The sequence below is a fragment of the Klebsiella grimontii genome (assembly GCF_042137965.1).
GTDB lineage: Bacteria > Pseudomonadota > Gammaproteobacteria > Enterobacterales > Enterobacteriaceae > Klebsiella > Klebsiella grimontii.
Genome location: NZ_CP169721.1, coordinates 3,207,927 through 3,226,695, shown reverse-complemented (window position 1 = coordinate 3,226,695; position 18,769 = coordinate 3,207,927). Strand labels below are relative to the sequence as shown.

The 18,769-nt window shown below is 55.4% G+C and carries 17 protein-coding genes; 10 read left to right on the top strand and 7 right to left on the bottom strand.

The features are described from left to right. The first annotated feature begins 218 nt into the window (after positions 1–218). Complete coding sequence (gene sohB, locus ACE3MN_RS15210; protein ID WP_024359427.1) at positions 219–1,265, top strand: protease SohB; 1,047 nt, start codon at positions 219–221, stop codon at positions 1,263–1,265. 56 nt (positions 1,266–1,321) lie between these two features. Here sohB and ACE3MN_RS15205 read toward each other — a convergent pair whose 3' ends face one another. Continuing rightward, positions 1,322–1,573: a YciN family protein gene (locus tag ACE3MN_RS15205; RefSeq protein ID WP_004101388.1), complete on the bottom strand. Its 252-nt coding sequence runs from the start codon at positions 1,571–1,573 to the stop codon at positions 1,322–1,324. Between the two features lie 410 nt (positions 1,574–1,983). Between ACE3MN_RS15205 and topA the strand changes: the two genes are divergently transcribed. The 4 genes from topA to acnA all read left to right on the top strand — a co-directional run bounded on the left by topA (position 1,984) and on the right by acnA (position 9,365). Further along, positions 1,984–4,581: a type I DNA topoisomerase gene (gene topA, locus ACE3MN_RS15200; RefSeq protein ID WP_024359426.1), complete on the top strand. Its 2,598-nt coding sequence runs from the start codon at positions 1,984–1,986 to the stop codon at positions 4,579–4,581. A gap of 329 nt (positions 4,582–4,910) precedes the next feature. Further along, positions 4,911–5,885 (top strand): HTH-type transcriptional regulator CysB, encoded by a 975-nt coding sequence (gene cysB, locus ACE3MN_RS15195; protein ID WP_004121248.1) that lies wholly within the window; start codon positions 4,911–4,913, stop codon positions 5,883–5,885. A 245-nt stretch (positions 5,886–6,130) separates the two neighbouring features. Further along, a complete protein-coding gene (locus tag ACE3MN_RS15190; RefSeq protein ID WP_004139526.1) occupies positions 6,131–6,298 on the top strand; it encodes a YmiA family putative membrane protein in 168 nt (55 codons plus the stop codon). A 394-nt stretch (positions 6,299–6,692) separates the two neighbouring features. Beyond that, complete coding sequence (acnA, locus tag ACE3MN_RS15185; RefSeq protein ID WP_154063230.1) at positions 6,693–9,365, top strand: aconitate hydratase AcnA; 2,673 nt, start codon at positions 6,693–6,695, stop codon at positions 9,363–9,365. A 56-nt stretch (positions 9,366–9,421) separates the two neighbouring features. On the opposite strand, the gene ribA is transcribed toward acnA, so the two are convergent. After that, on the bottom strand, positions 9,422–10,012 hold the full coding sequence (gene ribA, locus ACE3MN_RS15180) for a GTP cyclohydrolase II (protein WP_004139521.1): 591 nt from the start codon (positions 10,010–10,012) through the stop codon (positions 9,422–9,424). A 161-nt stretch (positions 10,013–10,173) separates the two neighbouring features. Here ribA and pgpB point away from each other — a divergent pair, with 161 nt between their 5' ends. The 5 genes from pgpB to yciH all read left to right on the top strand — a co-directional run bounded on the left by pgpB (position 10,174) and on the right by yciH (position 13,815). Further along, the gene (pgpB, locus tag ACE3MN_RS15175; RefSeq protein WP_049086276.1) at positions 10,174–10,941 is read left to right on the top strand and encodes a phosphatidylglycerophosphatase B; all 768 of its coding nucleotides are present in this window, start codon (positions 10,174–10,176) and stop codon (positions 10,939–10,941) included. Between the two features lie 135 nt (positions 10,942–11,076). Continuing rightward, positions 11,077–11,385 (top strand): LapA family protein, encoded by a 309-nt coding sequence (locus ACE3MN_RS15170; protein WP_004139517.1) that lies wholly within the window; start codon positions 11,077–11,079, stop codon positions 11,383–11,385. A 6-nt stretch (positions 11,386–11,391) separates the two neighbouring features. Next, positions 11,392–12,561, top strand: coding sequence for a lipopolysaccharide assembly protein LapB (gene lapB / locus ACE3MN_RS15165; protein ID WP_004139516.1), 1,170 nt, complete (start codon positions 11,392–11,394; stop codon positions 12,559–12,561). 190 nt (positions 12,562–12,751) lie between these two features. Further along, positions 12,752–13,489 carry an orotidine-5'-phosphate decarboxylase gene (gene pyrF, locus ACE3MN_RS15160; protein ID WP_049130011.1) on the top strand — a complete coding sequence of 246 codons (738 nt, stop codon included), beginning with the start codon at positions 12,752–12,754 and terminating at the stop codon, positions 13,487–13,489. Next, positions 13,489–13,815 (top strand): stress response translation initiation inhibitor YciH, encoded by a 327-nt coding sequence (gene yciH, locus ACE3MN_RS15155; protein WP_004139508.1) that lies wholly within the window; start codon positions 13,489–13,491, stop codon positions 13,813–13,815. The genes pyrF and yciH overlap by 1 nt, the downstream gene beginning before the upstream one ends. Before the next feature lie 97 nt (positions 13,816–13,912). Here the strand turns inward: yciH and osmB are convergent, their stop codons facing one another. The 5 genes from osmB to ACE3MN_RS15130 all read right to left on the bottom strand — a co-directional run bounded on the left by osmB (position 13,913) and on the right by ACE3MN_RS15130 (position 18,751). Continuing rightward, positions 13,913–14,131, bottom strand: coding sequence for an osmotically-inducible lipoprotein OsmB (gene osmB / locus ACE3MN_RS15150; protein ID WP_004139496.1), 219 nt, complete (start codon positions 14,129–14,131; stop codon positions 13,913–13,915). 264 nt (positions 14,132–14,395) lie between these two features. Further along, positions 14,396–15,145, bottom strand: a complete 750-nt coding sequence (locus ACE3MN_RS15145; RefSeq protein WP_024359422.1) for a DNA-binding transcriptional regulator YciT — start codon at positions 15,143–15,145, stop codon at positions 14,396–14,398. Between the two features lie 72 nt (positions 15,146–15,217). Further along, a complete protein-coding gene (locus tag ACE3MN_RS15140; protein WP_004121231.1) occupies positions 15,218–15,400 on the bottom strand; it encodes a hypothetical protein in 183 nt (60 codons plus the stop codon). Positions 15,401–15,577: 177 nt separating this feature from the next. Then, complete coding sequence (locus ACE3MN_RS15135; protein ID WP_375364088.1) at positions 15,578–17,512, bottom strand: exoribonuclease II; 1,935 nt, start codon at positions 17,510–17,512, stop codon at positions 15,578–15,580. 81 nt (positions 17,513–17,593) lie between these two features. Then, entirely contained in the window at positions 17,594–18,751 is a 1,158-nt protein-coding gene (locus tag ACE3MN_RS15130; protein WP_102650161.1) for a carboxymuconolactone decarboxylase family protein, read from the bottom strand. Between the last annotated feature and the right edge of the window lie 18 nt (positions 18,752–18,769).

The following is an 18,769-nucleotide window of genomic DNA, read 5'->3' as shown; positions in this document are numbered from 1 at the left end:
GCTATTCGGTATTTCACTTTTGCGCTTTATGCCTGAAAGCGCCCGCTATTGCAATCGGCGAAACGGAAACTCTTCGCGGAATTAATATCTTGCAACGATTTCATCGTCGCTGAAAAAAACAGGAAGGCGCCTCGCGCGCGACACAGAGCACAAAGACTTCTCGCCGACGGCTGATGTACACTGTGCGCCAACGTCAGCGGTTTACACAAGGTGAAAACGTGGAATTACTTGCTCAATATGGCCTGTTTTTGGCCAAAATCGCGACCATCGTTGTCGCAATTGCGGTTATCGTCGCCATTATTGTTAACCTGACTCAGCGCAAAAAACAGCGCGGCGAGCTGCGGGTAACCAATCTTAGCGAGCAATATAAGGAGATGAAGGAAGAGCTGGCGGCTTCGTTGCTCGATGGGCCGCAGCAGAAGCTGTGGCATAAAGCGCAAAAGAAAAAGCTCAAGCAGGAAGCAAAAGCGGCAAAGGCGCGGGCAAAGCTGGGAACTCCCGAGCCGGACGCTAAACCGCGCGCCTGGGTGCTGGATTTTAAAGGCAGTATGGATGCCCACGAAGTCAGCAGCCTGCGCGAAGAGATCACCGCCGTTCTGGCGGCGGCAAAAGCGCGCGACCAGGTGGTGATTCGCCTTGAAAGCCCCGGCGGCGTGGTCCACGGCTACGGCCTTGCCGCTTCACAGCTGCAGCGTCTGCGCGACAAACAAATCCCGTTAACGGTCGCGGTAGATAAAGTTGCGGCCAGCGGCGGCTATATGATGGCCTGCGTGGCGAACAGAATCGTCAGCGCGCCGTTCGCTATCCTTGGCTCTATTGGCGTTGTGGCGCAGATCCCCAACATCAATCGTTTTCTTAAGAACAAGGACATCGACATTGAGCTGCATACGGCCGGGCAGTACAAACGTACCCTGACGATGCTGGGCGAAAATACCGAAGAAGGGCGCCAGAAATTCCGCGAAGATCTCAACGATACCCATCGACTCTTCAAAGACTTTGTCCACCGGATGCGCCCTGAGCTGGATATCGAGCAGGTAGCGACGGGTGAACACTGGTATGGCGTTCAGGCGCTGGAAAAAGGCCTTGTTGACGCGGTGGAAACCAGCGATGAACTTCTGCTGGGCCTGATGGACAAGCATGAGGTTATCAGCGTGCGCTACCAGCAGCGTAAGAAAATGCTCGACCGGTTTACCGGCAGCGCGGCGGAAAGCGCCGATAAACTGCTGCTGCGCTGGTGGCAGCGCGGGCAAAAGCCGCTGATGTAAACAAAACAACGCGAGGCACGGGCCTCGCGTTGTCGTATTGGCCCTGCGCGCGGCGGTTAATCCGCCAGGTGATACTTATCAGACAGCTCGTGCGCGAGATATTTAAACATATTGAATACCGCCGTACTCTTCGCCGTTGGCAGACCCTGCTCATCAAGATAAAACTCGCCGCTGAACACCAGCACGCCGTTACGCTGAACGACGTCGGTGGCCTCGATCCCGGCTAACGTATCTTCATGTTCGCGAATGAGTTTGTTGGCTTTTTCCAGAAGCGTCTGGCGATCGATGGGTTGGGTTGTACCTTGCATAAATGCCTCCTGTGATTCTTCGCGGCTAGTCTACGCCGCGCGGCGACGAGGGGCAAATTTTCCATGGATCTTACGGGGGTAATCGCAGGAGCTTAATAAACATCAGTTTAGTGGCGGGATTTGCTTTTGCATGCTAATAAAGTTGCGTAACGAATTTTATCAGGTACAGTGTGACGCTTTCAGCGATCTGGCAACAGATTTGCTTGACATTCGGCCAAAAATTATTCGTGCTATGTCGCCTGGCAAGAAAAAGCCAGCAAACTCAGCTATCTGGTTTTATGGACCTGAAACCGGTGCAAAGGGTTGATATCCATCGATAACGACGCAACATAGGTTGTGACGTGTCGCCAGTGGATGGTGAATCAATGTGCGATGTATTCCTGGATGAATCAAATTAGGTAAAGGTGAATATGGGTAAAGCTCTCGTTATCGTTGAGTCCCCGGCAAAAGCCAAAACGATCAATAAGTATCTGGGTAATGACTACGTGGTTAAGTCCAGCGTCGGTCATATCCGCGATTTGCCGACCAGTGGCTCAGCTTCCAAAAAGAGCGCCGACTCTACCTCCACCAAAGGGGCTAAAAAGCCTAAGAAGGATGAACGCGGCGCTCTGGTCAACCGTATGGGCGTGGACCCATGGCATGACTGGGATGCGCACTATGAAATACTCCCGGGTAAAGAAAAGGTTGTTTCCGAACTCAAACAGTTGGCGGAAAAAGCTGACCACATCTATCTCGCAACCGACCTTGACCGCGAAGGGGAGGCCATCGCATGGCACCTGCGGGAAGTTATCGGCGGTGATGAACAGCGCTATAGCCGCGTAGTGTTCAATGAGATCACCAAGAATGCTATCCGTCAGGCTTTCGAAAAGCCGGGCGAACTGAATATTGACCGTGTTAACGCTCAGCAGGCGCGCCGTTTTATGGACCGCGTGGTGGGTTACATGGTTTCTCCGCTGCTGTGGAAAAAAATTGCCCGTGGTCTGTCCGCAGGCCGCGTCCAGTCGGTTGCCGTACGTCTGGTGGTTGAACGCGAGCGTGAGATTAAGGCGTTTGTTCCGGAAGAGTACTGGGAAGTTGACGCCAGCACTACGACGCCAGGCGGCGATGCGTTACCGCTGCAGGTGACCCACAGCGGCGATAAGCCGTTCCGTCCGGTGAGCCGTGATGAAACCATGGCAGCGGTTGCGCTGCTTGAGAAAGCCAGCTACAGCGTGCTGGAGCGTGAAGACAAGCCGACCAGCAGCAAGCCGGGCGCGCCGTTTATCACCTCCACGCTCCAGCAGGCCGCCAGCACGCGTCTTGGCTTCGGCGTGAAGAAAACCATGATGATGGCGCAGCGCCTCTACGAAGCGGGGCATATTACCTATATGCGTACCGATTCCACGAACCTGAGCCAGGACGCGCTGAATATGGTGCGCGGCTATATTGGCGATAACTTCGGTAAGAAATATCTGCCGGAAAGCGCTAACCAGTACGCCAGCAAAGAAAACTCCCAGGAAGCGCACGAAGCGATTCGTCCTTCCGATGTCAACGTGCTGGCCGAAACGTTAAAAGATATGGAATCTGATGCGCAGAAACTGTATCAGCTGATCTGGCGCCAGTTTGTCGCCTGTCAGATGACGCCAGCGCAGTACGACTCCACCACCCTGACGGTGAAAGCCGGCGATTTCAAACTGAAAGCGCGCGGTCGTACGCTGCGCTTTGACGGCTGGACCAAAGTGATGCCAGCCCTGCGTAAAGGCGATGAAGATCGTACTTTACCGCTGGTCAACAAGGGCGAAAGCCTGAGCCTGGTCGAGCTGACGCCCGCGCAGCACTTTACCAAGCCGCCGGCGCGTTTTAGCGAAGCCTCGCTGGTTAAAGAGCTGGAAAAACGCGGCATCGGCCGCCCGTCCACCTATGCGTCGATCATTTCGACCATTCAGGATCGCGGCTATGTGCGGGTGGAAAACCGTCGTTTTTATGCGGAAAAAATGGGCGAGATCGTCACCGATCGTCTGGAAGAGAACTTCCGCGATCTGATGAACTACGATTTCACCGCGCAGATGGAAGACCGCCTCGACCAGGTGGCCAACCATCAGGCCGAATGGAAACAGGTTCTCGATAACTTCTTCGGAGACTTCACCTCGCAGCTGCAAACGGCGGAGAAAGATCCGGAAGAGGGCGGCATGCAGCCGAACCCAATGGTTCTGACCACCATCGACTGCCCAACCTGCGGGCGCAAGATGGGGATCCGCACCGCCAGCACCGGCGTCTTCCTCGGCTGTTCGGGCTATGCGCTGTCGCCAAAAGAGCGCTGCAAAACTACCATTAACCTGGTGCCGGAAAACGAAGTTCTCAACGTGCTTGAAGGCGAGGACGCTGAAACCAACGCGCTGCGCGCCAAACGCCGCTGTAAAAAATGCGGCACGGCGATGGACAGCTATCTCATCGATCCTAAGCGCAAGCTGCACGTCTGCGGTAATAACCCGACCTGCGATGGCTACGAGATTGAAGAGGGCGAGTTCCGCATTAAGGGCTATGATGGCCCGATCGTTGAGTGTGAGAAATGTGGCTCTGAAATGCACCTGAAGATGGGGCGTTTTGGTAAGTATATGGCCTGCACCAACGACGAGTGTAAAAACACCCGTAAGATCCTGCGTAACGGGGAAGTGGCGCCGCCGAAAGAAGATCCTGTGCCGCTGCCGGAGCTGCCGTGCGAGAAATCGGACGCCTACTTTGTTCTGCGCGATGGCGCGGCGGGCGTTTTCCTGGCCGCGAACACCTTCCCGAAATCGCGCGAAACCCGCGCGCCGCTCGTGGAAGAGCTGTACCGCTTCCGCGACCGCCTGGCCGAGAAGCTGCGCTATCTGGCCGATGCGCCGCAGCAGGATCCGGAAGGCAACAAAACGATGGTGCGTTTTAGTCGTAAAACTAAGCAGCAGTACGTTGCGTCAGAGAAAGAGGGTAAAGCCACCGGCTGGTCAGCTTTCTATATTGACGGCAAATGGACTGAAGCGAAGAAGTAACTGCTATCACCGGAAATAAGGGCCGCGTCGCGGCCCTTTTTTAACACTGCATGTTGCTGATATCCAAGATTTATTCTGTATCGTCTCTCGCCTTATAACCGACTTATTATTTTTTGTTAGTATCTATACACTGTAGATATAAATGATATAGTGGTTATAGCTAATCTCTTTTTTATTATCTTATCGTCTTATACATCATCGTCTTCAGGATACGTTGTGGCGCCGACACGGCGAGTCGCAGGCTTGGGGGGGCAATCCGCCCGCCGGCAAGTGACCTGAGCGTAAAATGTATTAAGCGGGTTTATTTTACGTGCTATCGGATATCAGCCATGAAACTACAGCAGCTCCGCTATATCGTTGAGGTTGTTAACCATAATCTGAACGTCTCCTCGACTGCCGAAGGTCTGTATACCTCACAGCCGGGCATCAGCAAGCAGGTTCGCATGCTGGAGGATGAGCTGGGCATTCAGATTTTCGCCCGCAGCGGCAAACATCTCACCCAGGTGACTCCCGCAGGCCAGGAGATCATACGCATCGCTCGCGAGGTCTTATCGAAGGTGGATGCGATCAAGTCGGTGGCGGGTGAGCATACCTGGCCAGACAAGGGCTCCCTGTACGTTGCGACTACCCACACTCAGGCCCGCTACGCGTTGCCGGGCGTGATTAAAGGCTTTATCGAACGCTACCCCCGCGTCTCCTTGCACATGCATCAGGGGTCGCCAACGCAAATCGCCGAGGCGGTGTCGAAAGGCAATGCCGACTTCGCTATCGCGACCGAAGCGCTCCATCTCTATGATGATTTGGTCATGCTGCCGTGCTATCACTGGAACCGCTCCGTGGTCGTCACGCCAGAGCACCCGCTGGCCTCGCGCGAGTCGGTATCGATTGAGGAGCTGGCGCAGTATCCGTTGGTGACTTACACCTTCGGCTTCACCGGTCGTTCCGAGCTGGATACCGCCTTTAATCGCGCCGGCTTAACGCCGCGCATCGTTTTCACCGCCACCGACGCCGATGTGATTAAAACCTACGTGCGTCTGGGCCTTGGGGTAGGGGTGATTGCCAGTATGGCGGTGGATCCGGTTTCCGACCCGGACCTGGTCAAGCTCGACGCCAACGGTATTTTCAGCCACAGCACCACGAAAATAGGTTTCCGGCGCAGCACCTTCTTGCGAAGCTATATGTATGATTTTATTCAACGATTTGCGCCGCATCTGACGCGGGATGTAGTCGATACCGCCGTCGCTTTGCGCTCAAATGAAGATATCGAAGCGATGTTCAAAGATATTAAATTACCGGAAAAATAACCGCAGAAAAAATAATGGCATCCTCTCGGGGATGCCAAAACCTATAATGACCTGAAAATGAATATCTAAACCTCGTCTGAATCACAATTTTCGTTAACTCCTCGTACCACATTTGCAAATATACCTGCCGCGATCAAATTAATGAGCAAAGATATCTTCCGGGAAGCGAATTCACTGGATTAATAGCCAATCCATAATTAAGATTTATCTGTGGTTAGAAATTCTTAGCGATTGGTGGTGAAAAAATGATTAGTGATATCGATTATATGAAGTTTGCGATGTCACAGGAACGTGACAAGACTGAGATAGATCCGGTTTTGAGAAGTAAGGCCTGGAGCGCCGTTATCCTTGGGCTTGCGATGTTCTGGAGCGTCATTGCTCTGGTTGTCTGCAACGTTTGGTTTCTAAGCTAGAGCACCTTCCAGTCAAAATGGTTGTGTCATTTTTATGACAAGTGAAATATTGAGTAATATTCTATCGGATAAAATAGCGGCAATAAGGAGGATATAATTTTTCCCTTTTTACACTCGCTCGATAAATTTACGCTATTGAACTAATCGCCAGAATAATGGCGATTAGTTCTTCTTTGTACTTGTGTACTAATACGCCACGGTCGCCGATACACACCTGTCTTCTTCAATCCTTCTCAATATATCCGCCCTCATTATTCAAATTTCCTGTCTTTATGCGTTAAGCCTATTTTAGCAATTTGGGTTGTTATCAAAATGTTACATCAAAGATGTGTTATCTTTAATAATGACCCTGAGGAGGATCAGGGGATGCTATCCCTAAGGTAAAGGAGGAGCTATGTCGTCAACCCTACGAGCAGCCAGCAAGGATACGCTACAGGTTAAAGATAAAACCTGGCATTACTACAGCTTACCGCTGGCCGCCAAACAACTGGGCGATCTCTCGCGCTTGCCCAAATCGCTCAAAGTGCTACTGGAAAACCTGCTGCGCTGGCAAGACGGTGATTCCGTGACCGCCGAAGATATTCATGCCCTGGCCGGATGGCTGAAGCATGCCCATGCTGACAGGGAGATCGCCTACCGTCCGGCGCGCGTTCTGATGCAGGACTTTACCGGGGTTCCCGCCGTGGTGGACCTGGCGGCGATGCGCGAAGCGGTCAAACGCCTGGGCGGCGATACCGCTAAAGTGAACCCGCTTTCGCCCGTCGACCTGGTGATTGACCACTCGGTCACCGTCGACCGCTTTGGCGACGATGATGCTTTTGAAGAGAACGTCCGACTGGAGATGGAGCGCAACCATGAGCGCTACGTCTTTTTGCGCTGGGGGCAGCAGGCATTTAGCCGCTTCAGCGTGGTACCGCCGGGTACCGGTATTTGCCACCAGGTAAACCTCGAATACCTTGGACGGGCGGTGTGGAGCGAACAGCAAAACGGCGAGTGGGTGGCTTTTCCCGACACCCTGGTCGGCACCGATTCCCATACCACGATGATTAACGGTTTAGGCGTCCTGGGCTGGGGCGTCGGCGGTATTGAAGCAGAAGCCGCGATGCTGGGGCAGCCGGTATCCATGCTAATACCGGACGTCGTCGGCTTTAAACTGAGCGGCAAGCTTCGTGAAGGCATTACCGCGACTGACCTGGTCCTGACGGTGACCCAGATGCTGCGCAAACACGGCGTCGTTGGTAAGTTTGTTGAATTCTACGGCGACGGCCTTGATTCGCTGCCGCTGGCGGACCGCGCGACGATCGCCAATATGTCGCCGGAGTATGGCGCGACCTGCGGCTTCTTTCCGATTGACGCGGTTACGCTTGACTATATGCGCCTTACCGGGCGCAGCGAAGAGCAGGTGGCGCTGGTGGAGGCCTATGCGAAAGCGCAGGGTATGTGGCGTCAGCCCGGAGATGAGCCGGTATTCACCAGCACCCTGGCGCTGGATATGAGCAGCGTCGAAGCGAGCCTTGCCGGACCGAAGCGCCCGCAGGACCGCGTAGCGCTCGGTGATGTTCCCCAGGCCTTTGCCGCCAGCACCGAGCTTGAAGTCAACCACGCGCAGAAAGATAAACGGCCAATCGACTATACGCTCAACGGACAGCAGTATTCGCTGCCTGACGGGGCGGTGGTGATTGCCGCTATCACCTCCTGTACTAACACGTCAAACCCCAGCGTCCTGATGGCCGCCGGCTTGCTGGCCAAAAAAGCCGTTGAGCGGGGTCTGAAACCGCAGCCGTGGGTGAAAGCGTCGCTGGCGCCCGGATCGAAGGTCGTTTCCGACTATCTGGCCCACGCAAAGCTGACGCCCTGGCTGGATGAGCTGGGCTTTAACCTGGTCGGTTATGGCTGTACCACCTGTATCGGTAACTCAGGCCCATTACCTGACCCGATTGAGCGTGCCATCAAGCAGGGCGATCTGACCGTCGGGGCGGTGCTCTCCGGGAACCGCAACTTTGAGGGACGCATTCATCCGCTGGTAAAAACCAACTGGCTGGCTTCGCCGCCGCTGGTGGTCGCCTACGCCCTGGCGGGGAATATGAATCTCGACCTGACCCGTGAGCCGTTAGGCACGGGGAAAGACGGCCAGCCGGTGTATCTGAAAGATATCTGGCCGAGCGGAATCGAAGTGGCGCAAGCGGTTGAGCAGGTATCAACGGAGATGTTCCGCAAAGAGTATGCCGAAGTGTTTGAAGGGACCGCCGAGTGGAAGGCGATAAAAGTGGATCGCTCTGATACCTACGACTGGCAGAATGATTCCACCTACATCCGCCTGTCGCCATTCTTTGATGAAATGGGCGTTGAGCCTAAACCGGTAGAGGATATTCACGGCGCGCGCATTCTCGCCATGTTGGGCGACTCGGTTACCACCGACCATATCTCCCCGGCGGGCAGCATCAAAGCCGATAGCCCTGCGGGCCGTTATCTGCAAAATCACGGCGTCGAACGTATTGATTTTAACTCCTACGGCTCCCGTCGCGGCAACCACGAAGTCATGATGCGCGGGACGTTTGCCAATATTCGTATTCGTAACGAAATGGTCCCCGGCGTGGAAGGGGGGATGACTCGTCATCTTCCGGATACTCAGCCGATCGCTATTTACGATGCCGCCATGCTCTACAAAGAAGAGGGGACGCCGCTGGCGGTGATCGCAGGCAAAGAGTACGGTTCCGGCTCCAGCCGCGACTGGGCGGCTAAAGGACCGCGTCTGCTCGGCGTCAGGGTGGTGATTGCCGAGTCCTTCGAGCGTATCCACCGCTCCAACCTGATTGGCATGGGGATCCTGCCGCTGGAGTTTCCGCAGGGGATGACGCGCAAAACGCTGGGGCTAAACGGCGAGGAGCGGATAGATATCAGCAACCTGCAGGCTTTGCAGCCAGGTATGACGGTGCCGGTCACGCTGACCCGCGCGGATGGTCGGCAGGAAGTGATTGATTGCCGCTGCCGTATCGATACCGCGACGGAGCTGACCTACTATCAGAACGACGGTATTTTGCACTATGTGATCCGCAATATGCTGTAAAGTCGCGTCTGATATAAAAAGGGCCAGCACAGGCTGGCCCTTCATTTTCAACGGCATTACTGACTCAGCAGGTGCCCCATTTTGGCGGCCTTGGTGTCCAGATAGTGGGCATTTTTCGGGTTGCGCCCCACAATCAGCGGCACGCGCTCCACAATATTGATTCCCGCTTCAGTGAGGATCTCGACCTTCTTCGGGTTGTTGGTCAGCAGGCGTACCTGGTCGACGTTGAGCAGCTTAAACATATCTGCGCACAGCGTGAAATCGCGCTCATCGGCGGCAAAGCCCAGCTGATGGTTGGCTTCAACGGTGTCATAGCCTTGATCCTGTAAAGCGTAGGCGCGGATTTTGTTCAGCAGGCCGATATTGCGCCCTTCCTGACGGTGGTACAGCAGGATGCCGCGTCCCTCTTCGGCAATATGCGACAGCGCCGCTTCCAGTTGAAATCCGCAATCACAGCGCAGGCTGAAAAGGGCGTCGCCCGTTAAACACTCAGAGTGTACGCGAGCCAAAACCGGGGATTGCCCCGAAATATCGCCAAATACCAGCGCGACGTGATCCTGCCCGGTTGCCAGTTCTTCAAAACCCACCATGAGAAAATCGCCCCATGGGGTTGGCAGTTTGGCTTCTGCCACACGTTTAAGCTGCATGTGATTCTCCAGATTCTATCAGCACCTGACTGTGCTTCTGTTTGCCGCTATTTTGCCACAATGGCGCGACGTTCTCCTAATTGCGTAGGGTTACCTGCGCGCAAAGCGCACAAACGAACTACTTTCCGTTATGATATTGAGGTCAATGAAAAGGAGACGAGATGCTGTTGATTGCCAGACGAACCGCCGTTGGCGCGGCCCTGTTATTAATCATGCCCGCTGTGATTTGGATTACCGGCTGGAAATGGCATCCGGGGCTGTCGGCAGGAGCGATGAAGCTGCTGTACTGGATAACTGAAACGGTGACGCAACCCTGGGGGATTATCACGCACGTTATCTTATGTGCCTGGTTTCTGTGGTGCCTGCGTTTTCGTCTGCGAGCGGCGATAGTGCTGTTTCTCATTTTGGCCGCAGCGATACTGGTTGGGCAGGGGATGAAGTCGTGGCTCAAAGACCGCGTACAGGAGCCTCGTCCCTTTGTTATCTGGCTGGAACAGACGCGGCAGGTGCCGGTCACGCAATTCTACGCGTTGAAACGCAAAGATCGCGCTAAACTGGTGCATGAACAGCTGGCGCAAGAGCAGCAGATTCCTAAATTTTTGCGTAAGCACTGGCAAAAAGAGACCGGCTTCGCTTTCCCTTCTGGCCATACGATGTTCGCCGCCAGCTGGGCGCTGCTCGGCGTGGGCTTACTGTGGCCGCGCCGTCGCTGGGTCACCATTGCGCTGCTGCTGACGTGGGCGACGGCGGTGATGGGAAGCCGCCTGGCGCTGGGCATGCACTGGCCGCAGGACCTGATCGTCGCGACGCTGATCTCCTGGCTGCTGGTGACCCTGGCGACCTGGCTTGCCCAGCGGTTCTGCGGGCCGCTATCGCCGCCGGGAGAAGAGGCGCAGGATATTAAAAAAAGGGCGGCAGCGCCGGAATAATGTTGATATTAGCCGTATCAGGCCGCATATCCTTTACGGGTGTCATGCATTTCCATTTCACCGCTGCGGCGAAAATGATACTTTATAGGGCTGAACGCGGGATTTTTTCGCGCAACCCACAGAACGGGAAGTCATGTGAAATATTTTCTTATTTTCTTACTGGTGTTAGCCATCTTCGTCATTTCGGTGACCCTGGGCGCGCAGAATGACCAGTTGGTCACGTTCAACTATCTCCTCGCGCAGGGTGAGTTCCGTATTTCGACGCTGCTGGCCGTGCTTTTTGCTGCCGGTTTTGCTATCGGCTGGCTGATATGCGGCCTTTTCTGGCTGCGCGTTCGCGTCTCTCTGGCGCGCGCCGAGCGTAAAATTAAACGTCTGGAGCACCAGATCGCGCCAGCCAGCGCAACGCCTGCCGAAGCCGGCGTTCCTGCGGTGAAGGAATAATCATTTATGCTGGAGTTGTTGTTTCTGCTTTTGCCCGTGGCCGCAGCCTATGGCTGGTATATGGGGCGCAGAAGTGCACAACAGTCCAAACAGGACGATGCGAGCCGTCTGTCGCGTGATTACGTAACAGGGGTTAACTTCCTGCTGAGCAATCAGCAGGATAAAGCCGTCGATCTGTTCCTCGATATGCTGAAAGAGGACACCGGCACCGTCGAAGCCCACCTTACGCTGGGCAATCTCTTCCGCTCGCGCGGTGAGGTTGACCGCGCTATTCGCATCCATCAGAGCTTAATGGAAAGCGCCTCGTTAACCTACGACCAGCGCCTGCTGGCCGTCCAGCAGCTGGGGCGAGATTATATGGCCGCCGGGCTCTATGACCGGGCTGAGGGGATGTTTAAACAGCTGGTAGACGAGACGGATTTTCGCCTGAGCGCGCTGCAGCAGCTGCTGCAAATTTATCAGGCGACCAGCGACTGGCAGTCGGCGATAGAAGTGGCCGAACGTCTGGTTAAGCTGGGCAAAGATAAGCATCGCGGTGAAATCGCCAATTTCTGGTGTGAACTGGCGCTGCAGCAAATGGCGGGTAACGATCTCGACAAAGCGATGGCGCTGCTGAGGAAGGGCGCCGCCGCGGACCGCAATAGCGCTCGCGTCTCGATCATGATGGGCCGGGTCTGGATGGAAAAGGGCGACTATGCGAAAGCCGTAGAGAGCCTTGAGCGGGTGATTGAGCAGGATAAAGAGCTGGTGGGTGAAACCCTGGAGATGCTGCAAACCTGCTACCAGCAGTTGGGTAAAATCGACGAGTGGGAAGCCTTTTTACGCCGCTGCGCAGAGGAAAATACCGGCGCGACAGCGGACCTGATGCTGGCGCAGATCCTTGAACAGCGGGAAGGTGCCGAGTCCGCGCAAAACTACGTGACTCGCCAGCTGGAGCGCCATCCGACGATGCGCGTGTTCCATAAGCTCATCGACTACCATATCAATGAAGCCGAAGAGGGGCGCGCGAAGGAGAGCTTGGGCGTTCTGCGCCATATGGTGGGCGAGCAGGTCCGCAGCAAACCGCGCTACCGCTGCCAGAAGTGTGGTTTTACCGCTCATACGCTGTACTGGCACTGTCCGTCCTGCCGGTCGTGGTCAACGATTAAGCCCATTCGCGGACTGGACGGGCAGTAAATTTAAAAAAAACCGCACTTTAGTTACAACATACTTGGGGGTATTTGCGTCATCTCTTCCAGCTATGGCGCACACGTCGTCCGGCAGGAAGGGAAATGCAGCCTGTTATTTTCGGCTTATCGCAGGTAGAATGCTGCCCGTTTACCTTTTTTGCGCCGAACCGGCGCTCATCAACAATTAAGGTCCGGTCATGACGTCTACTGCTACATCTTCTTCCCGCGTTGTCACATCCTCTCCCATCGTCGTTGCTCTCGATTATGATAACCGTGATAAAGCGCTGGCGTTTGTCGACCGTATCGACCCGCGCGACTGCCGCCTGAAGGTGGGCAAAGAGATGTTTACCCTGCTGGGGCCGCAGTTTGTTCGCGACCTGCACCAGCGCGGTTTTGAGGTTTTCCTCGATCTGAAGTTCCACGATATCCCGAATACCACGGCGCGTGCGGTCGCCGCTGCGGCAGAGCTGGGCGTCTGGATGGTCAACGTTCATGCCTCCGGCGGCGCGCGTATGATGACCGCCGCGCGTGAAGCCCTGCAGCCATTCGGAAAAGAGGCGCCGCTGCTGATTGCGGTCACGGTATTAACCAGCATGGAAGCCAGCGATCTGCTGGATCTGGGCATTACGCTTTCTCCGGCTGACTACGCCGCGAAGCTGGCGGCGCTGACCCAGCGCTGCGGACTGGATGGCGTAGTCTGCTCGGCGCAGGAAGCGGTTCGCTTTAAGCAAGAGCTGGGCCAGGCGTTCAGGCTGGTGACGCCCGGCATTCGTCCACAAGGTAGCGATGCGGGTGACCAGCGGCGCATTATGACGCCGGAACAGGCGCAGGCGGCGGGGGTTGATTACATGGTGATTGGTCGTCCGGTAACGCAGTCTGCCGATCCTGCCGCCACCCTGCGCGGCATTAACGCATCGTTGAACACGGGGGCATGATGAACGATTCCAACAGCCGTCTGGTGTATTCAACGGACAGCGGCCGTATTGATGAACCCAAACCGGCGCAAGCGCGCCCGAAAGGGGACGGTATCGTACGTATTCAGCGGCAGACCAGCGGGCGTAAGGGTAAGGGCGTATGCCTGATTAGCGGTATTGATGAAAGTGACGACGCGCTGGCGAAGCTTGCTGCCGAGCTGAAAAAGAAATGCGGCTGCGGCGGAGCGGTTAAGGATGGCGTGATTGAGATTCAGGGCGATAAGCGTGACTTGCTCAAATCGCTTCTGGAAGCCAAAGGCATGAAAGTTAAGCTGGCAGGCGGTTAATTAATAATAAGGCCACGATAAATATCGTGGCCTTCATTTTTGTGCTGGTGTACTCGTCAGCTAATATAAACTTTCATATTATTGTTCGTGGTTAATATTATTTACCCACCTGGTGGCCGATAATACCGCCGACTGCCGCGCCGCCCAGGGTGCCCAGGGTGCTACCGTCAGTTAATACCGCGCCACCCAGCGCACCGGCGCCTGCGCCGATAGCGGTGTTGCGGTCGCGTTTAGACCAGTTAGAACAAGCGCTCAGAGACATTGCAACAGTGACGGCCAGAACTACCGCGGCCATTTTTTTGTTCATTGAAGTCATCATTTTTTTTCTCCTGAATAATCTATTCATGGATACAACTTCCCTTAAGCATAGCTTGTTACTCTTGCTCAGGGGTTATTCCATGAAGCTTTAGTTGCGCAGGTGTTACTCTAATCACGCAGGTGATAGTTACTCCCTGTTATATCGCTAACATTAATTCTACTTTCTATAAATTTTTCAGGCAGGTAAAAAGTCTGAATTCAGGTGTCAGAAAAGTCTCAGACGATAGCGATGCCGGGCAGCCCCGGCAAAGTGAGGGCAGGATCAGGGGTGGTTAACGATATCGACGGCTAAACCGCATTCGATTAGCTGGCTGCGCACGGCATCATTGAGATTATCGTCGGTGATAATACGGTTAAACCGTTCTATCGGCCCGAGCGGATAGGGATGAACCACGTTAAATTTAGAGCTATCGCTCAGCACAATCGCCTCACAGCCCTTTTCCAGCACCGCGTTAACCACGTCGGCGCGCATCATATCCCGTCCGGTAAATCCGGTTTCAGCCTGCCAGCCGTCAATGCCGATAAAGGCCTTGCTGAAGTGGACCTGCTGAATAAACTGGCGGGTCAGTGGGCCAACCATACTTTCGCTGCGCTTTTGATAAATCCCGCCCAGCAGGATCACTTCTCCGGGCGTCTCTTTCAGCAGATGCGCAATATAGCTGCTGACGGTGATGATGGTGATATCGCCGCGCTCGGCAAGCGTACGGGCGAGCAGGGCGTTGCAGCTCCCGTTCTCGATAAACACCGTTTCTCCGGACGAAACGCGCGTTGCGGCCCGCGCAGCCAGCTCTCGCTTAATGGCGAAGTTGGTCATCATGCGGGTTTCCACATCTTCGCTATCCAGCGGAACGGCGAAGCCGTGAGTACGGCGCAGATAGCTCTGCTTCTCGAGTGAATTCAAATCCTGGCGAATGGTGACTTCAGAGACACCGGTCATCTTCGCGAGATCGGCCACGCTCATACGGCCTTTGTCGATGACCATTTGCAAAATACTTTGTTGTCGGGCGTTCATAGCAACTTCGCAGTTAAGGGCTATTTGGGCGAGCGATCGGCCCTGGGTGGCCGATTGCGGCGATGGAGATTATCAAATTTCCCACGGGGCTTTAGGCTGACCGGGTTTATTTTCCTGTTCGTCGCTGGAAAGCGCCTGCAGCTCAGCTTTGAGGATTTCCAGATTATGGATCGCGGAGTGATAATCCCCGGCAACCAGAATATCCAACACGGTATCGATTCGTTGGGCGAGCAGGCGGGCATTCAGATCTGACATGGCGTTATCCTGGTTACAAATATGAATAAAATCAATGATGCTAAAAACGGATGAAAAAGAGAAGCGAAAAAAACGCACAAACTAATCCATCTACGATGATTCGTAGGCAACGCGCAGAAAAACAGCTGGAAGGGATAAAAATGCGGCTCCGTTTAAGGGAGCCGCACAGGGCAGTTATCAGGCGGCAGGACGCGCAATCACGCTACGGGTTTCCATACGGACTTCGGCAATCGTCACATCGATAACATCCGTGACTTTGTAGACGACTTCGCCTTTAATCTGCACGGTGCCGTTTTCCTGGCTGCACACCAGCTCATCGCGCACGGCGTGAAGGAACGGCGCCGGGATAAAGGCAACCGCGCCGTTATCAACCAGGCGCACGCGCATGCCGCCGCGGCTGACATCGATAATCTCAGCCGTAAAGCGGGTAGTGGTACCGGCCTGCGGATTCAGATAGCGGGCGTACAGCCAGTCTCCGACATCGCGCTCCGCCATGCGGTTGAGGCGGCGGCGTTCAGCCATTTGTATCGCAACATCATCCTGCGGACGGGAGATCGCTTCCCCTTTAATAATCGCTTTCAGCAGACGATGGTTGATCATATCGCCGTACTTACGGATCGGGGAGGTCCAGGTCGCATAGGCCTCAAGACCGAGGCCGAAGTGCGGGCCCGGCTCGGTGCTAATTTCTGCAAACGACTGGAAGCGGCGAATACGGCTGTCGAGGAAACCGGACGGCTGCGCGTCCAGCTCGCGACGCAGCTTGCAGAAGCCTTCCAGCGTCATCACTTCCACCGGGTCAACGTGCACGTCGTGCGTCTTCAGTAAGGCCGCGAGCTGTTCGGTGTTGGCCGGATCGAATCCGGTATGCACGTTATAAACGCCGAAACCGAGCTTATCGCGCAGCACGCGGGCGGCGCAGATGTTGGCGGCGATCATTGACTCTTCAACGATACGGTTAGCGATGCGGCGCGGTTCGGCAACGATATCCAGCACTTCGCCTTTTTCGCCCAACACAAAGCGATAATCCGGGCGGTCTTTGAACACCAGCGCGTGGTTTTTACGCCATTCGCTACGACGCAGGCAGACCTCCTGCAGCAGTTTAATTTGCCGGGCGACGGTCTCGCTGTCCGGCTGCCAGCTGCCGTTGTTTTCCAGCCAGTCGGAAACATCATCGTAGGCCAGCTTCGCTTTCGACTCGATGGTCGCCGCGAAGAACTGAATATCGTCTTCGATGGTTCCGTCATCAGCGAGGATCATGCGGCAGGCCAGCACTGGGCGAACCGCGTTGGGGCGCAGAGAGCAGAGGTCGTCCGAGAGCTCGCGCGGCAGCATCGGAATGTTGAAGCCAGGCAGATAGTTGGTAAAGGCGCGAATTTTCGCCGTGTTGTCCAGCTTGCTGCCTTCGGCAATCCAGGCGGTCGGATCGGCGATAGCGACGGTCAGGTGCAGTTTACCGTCAGCGTTCTGCTCGACGTACAGCGCATCGTCCATATCTTCGGTGCTGGCGCTATCGATGGTCACGAAAGCCAGTTCCGTTAAATCGCGGCGGTCCAGACCTTCATCAAGCATCTCGGTCGCCACGCCGTCCGGCGCTTCTTTTTCCAGATTGTGACGCGCCAGGGTGACCCACCATGGTACGAAATGATCGTCGCCGTAGGTAATGTACTGGGTGAGCTCAGCGTAGAAACCACGGTCGCCTTTCAGCGGATGACGGCGCATTTCGGCAACGGCCCAGTCACCCTCTTTAAAATCATGCTCTACGCCGCGCGCGGCGCGGCAGGGAATGGCATCTTTCAGCAGCGGATGGTCAGGAACGATAGAAAGACGATCGTCTTTTTTATGAACTTTGCCGACAAAACGCGTCAGGAACGGCTCAACCAGTTCTTCCGGTTCAGCGCTTTCGCGTTCTTTTTCAGTATTGACCACGGCGATAATACGATCGCCATGCATCACTTTTTTCATTTGCGGCGGCGGAATGAAATAGCTTTTCTGCGAGTCGACTTCGAGGAAGCCAAACCCTTTTTCCGTCCCCTTAACGACCCCTTCAACGCGCGGAGTCTGGGAATGCAGTTGCTGTTTAAGCTGCGCTAGCAGCGGGTTGTCCTGAAACATAATTTCGTATTTTCGTGGCTAAAAGAGCGGCTGACATTTTTACGCGAATATGCCTGCCGCAGCAAGCGCTGTTTCAGCAATTTACGTCTCCTGACCTACATTGCCGAGGGCGATTTTCAGCCGATTCATCCAACCGCACAGCCCGCACCAGGCGAGAAGATCGATAGCCTCGCTGCGGGAAAGCCCGTATTCAGTGAGGGGAGTTAGCTGGGCGGCGCTGAAGCGGTCGGGCGCGCGGGTCAAAAGCTGTACAGATTGTAAAAGCTGGCGCTCAATTGACGGGGTGTCTCCCCATGCCTGGACGCCGGATTCATTACCGCGCAAAGCGTCCGTGAGATCGGCCAAATCTGGACATCGCGAAGCCCAGGCGTTAAAGCAGCTGACGCTGCCATTAATCCGCGCGGCTATCAGCGCCACCTGCGCGGCGAACGGCTGCTGGCCGCTGAGATGGGTCAGAAGCTGTTCCTGTAGCGCCAGCGGAGGTTCCTGGGCCGCCAGCAGCGGAGCCAGTTCGAAAAGGCCTGGATGTTTTTGCCAGTTCGCTAAAAGAGACTGGCGATCATCGTCGGCATAGTGCAAGTCGGAATCGTCAAGCCCTGGCTGCCAATCACTCCCCCTCGTGTCGAAAAGCGCTTCTGGAGCATCTTCCTGCTGCGGCATGCCGGGGATCCAGCGCACCGGGTAGCCCAGCGCGGCATGGAATGCGGCGATAGCGCGAGCCTGGAAGCTGATAAAGCCAATGATCTGATTGATGAGGATAATATCGCGACTGGTCAGCCCAACTTCATCTAGCTGGCTGCGGGAGAGTGCGTTAATCAGCGAAGGAGAGCTCGCGAGCTGGCGTGCGTACTGGGTAATCTGCGCCAGGCGACGGTTGCTCTCGCGCGAGGAGTCCGGACCGGGAAGCGGCGCCAGCCGGGCGGCGTAGTGATTGCACAGGCGCTGTACGCCATAAACCTGGGCGACGGTCAGCGCCGTACTCAGCCGATCGTAGGCGCTAAATGTCTGCAGACGATTAACCGTCACTGACGTGGGGAAGAGGGCATCTGCCAGCCGCCGGGCGGGCGTAAGCCAGCGCGCATGCGCCTCGAGCAGCTCTTCGGGGAGCGTCAGATCGAGTAGAAAACGATCTTCGACGTGGGCGGCTTCTGGGACGAGCGGCAATACATCCACCGGGCAGATTGTTGACTGGGTCTCATGATACCAGTGGTTTTTGCCGTAAACGCGGCGTTGCTCCATGGGCGTTCCTTGTTCGGT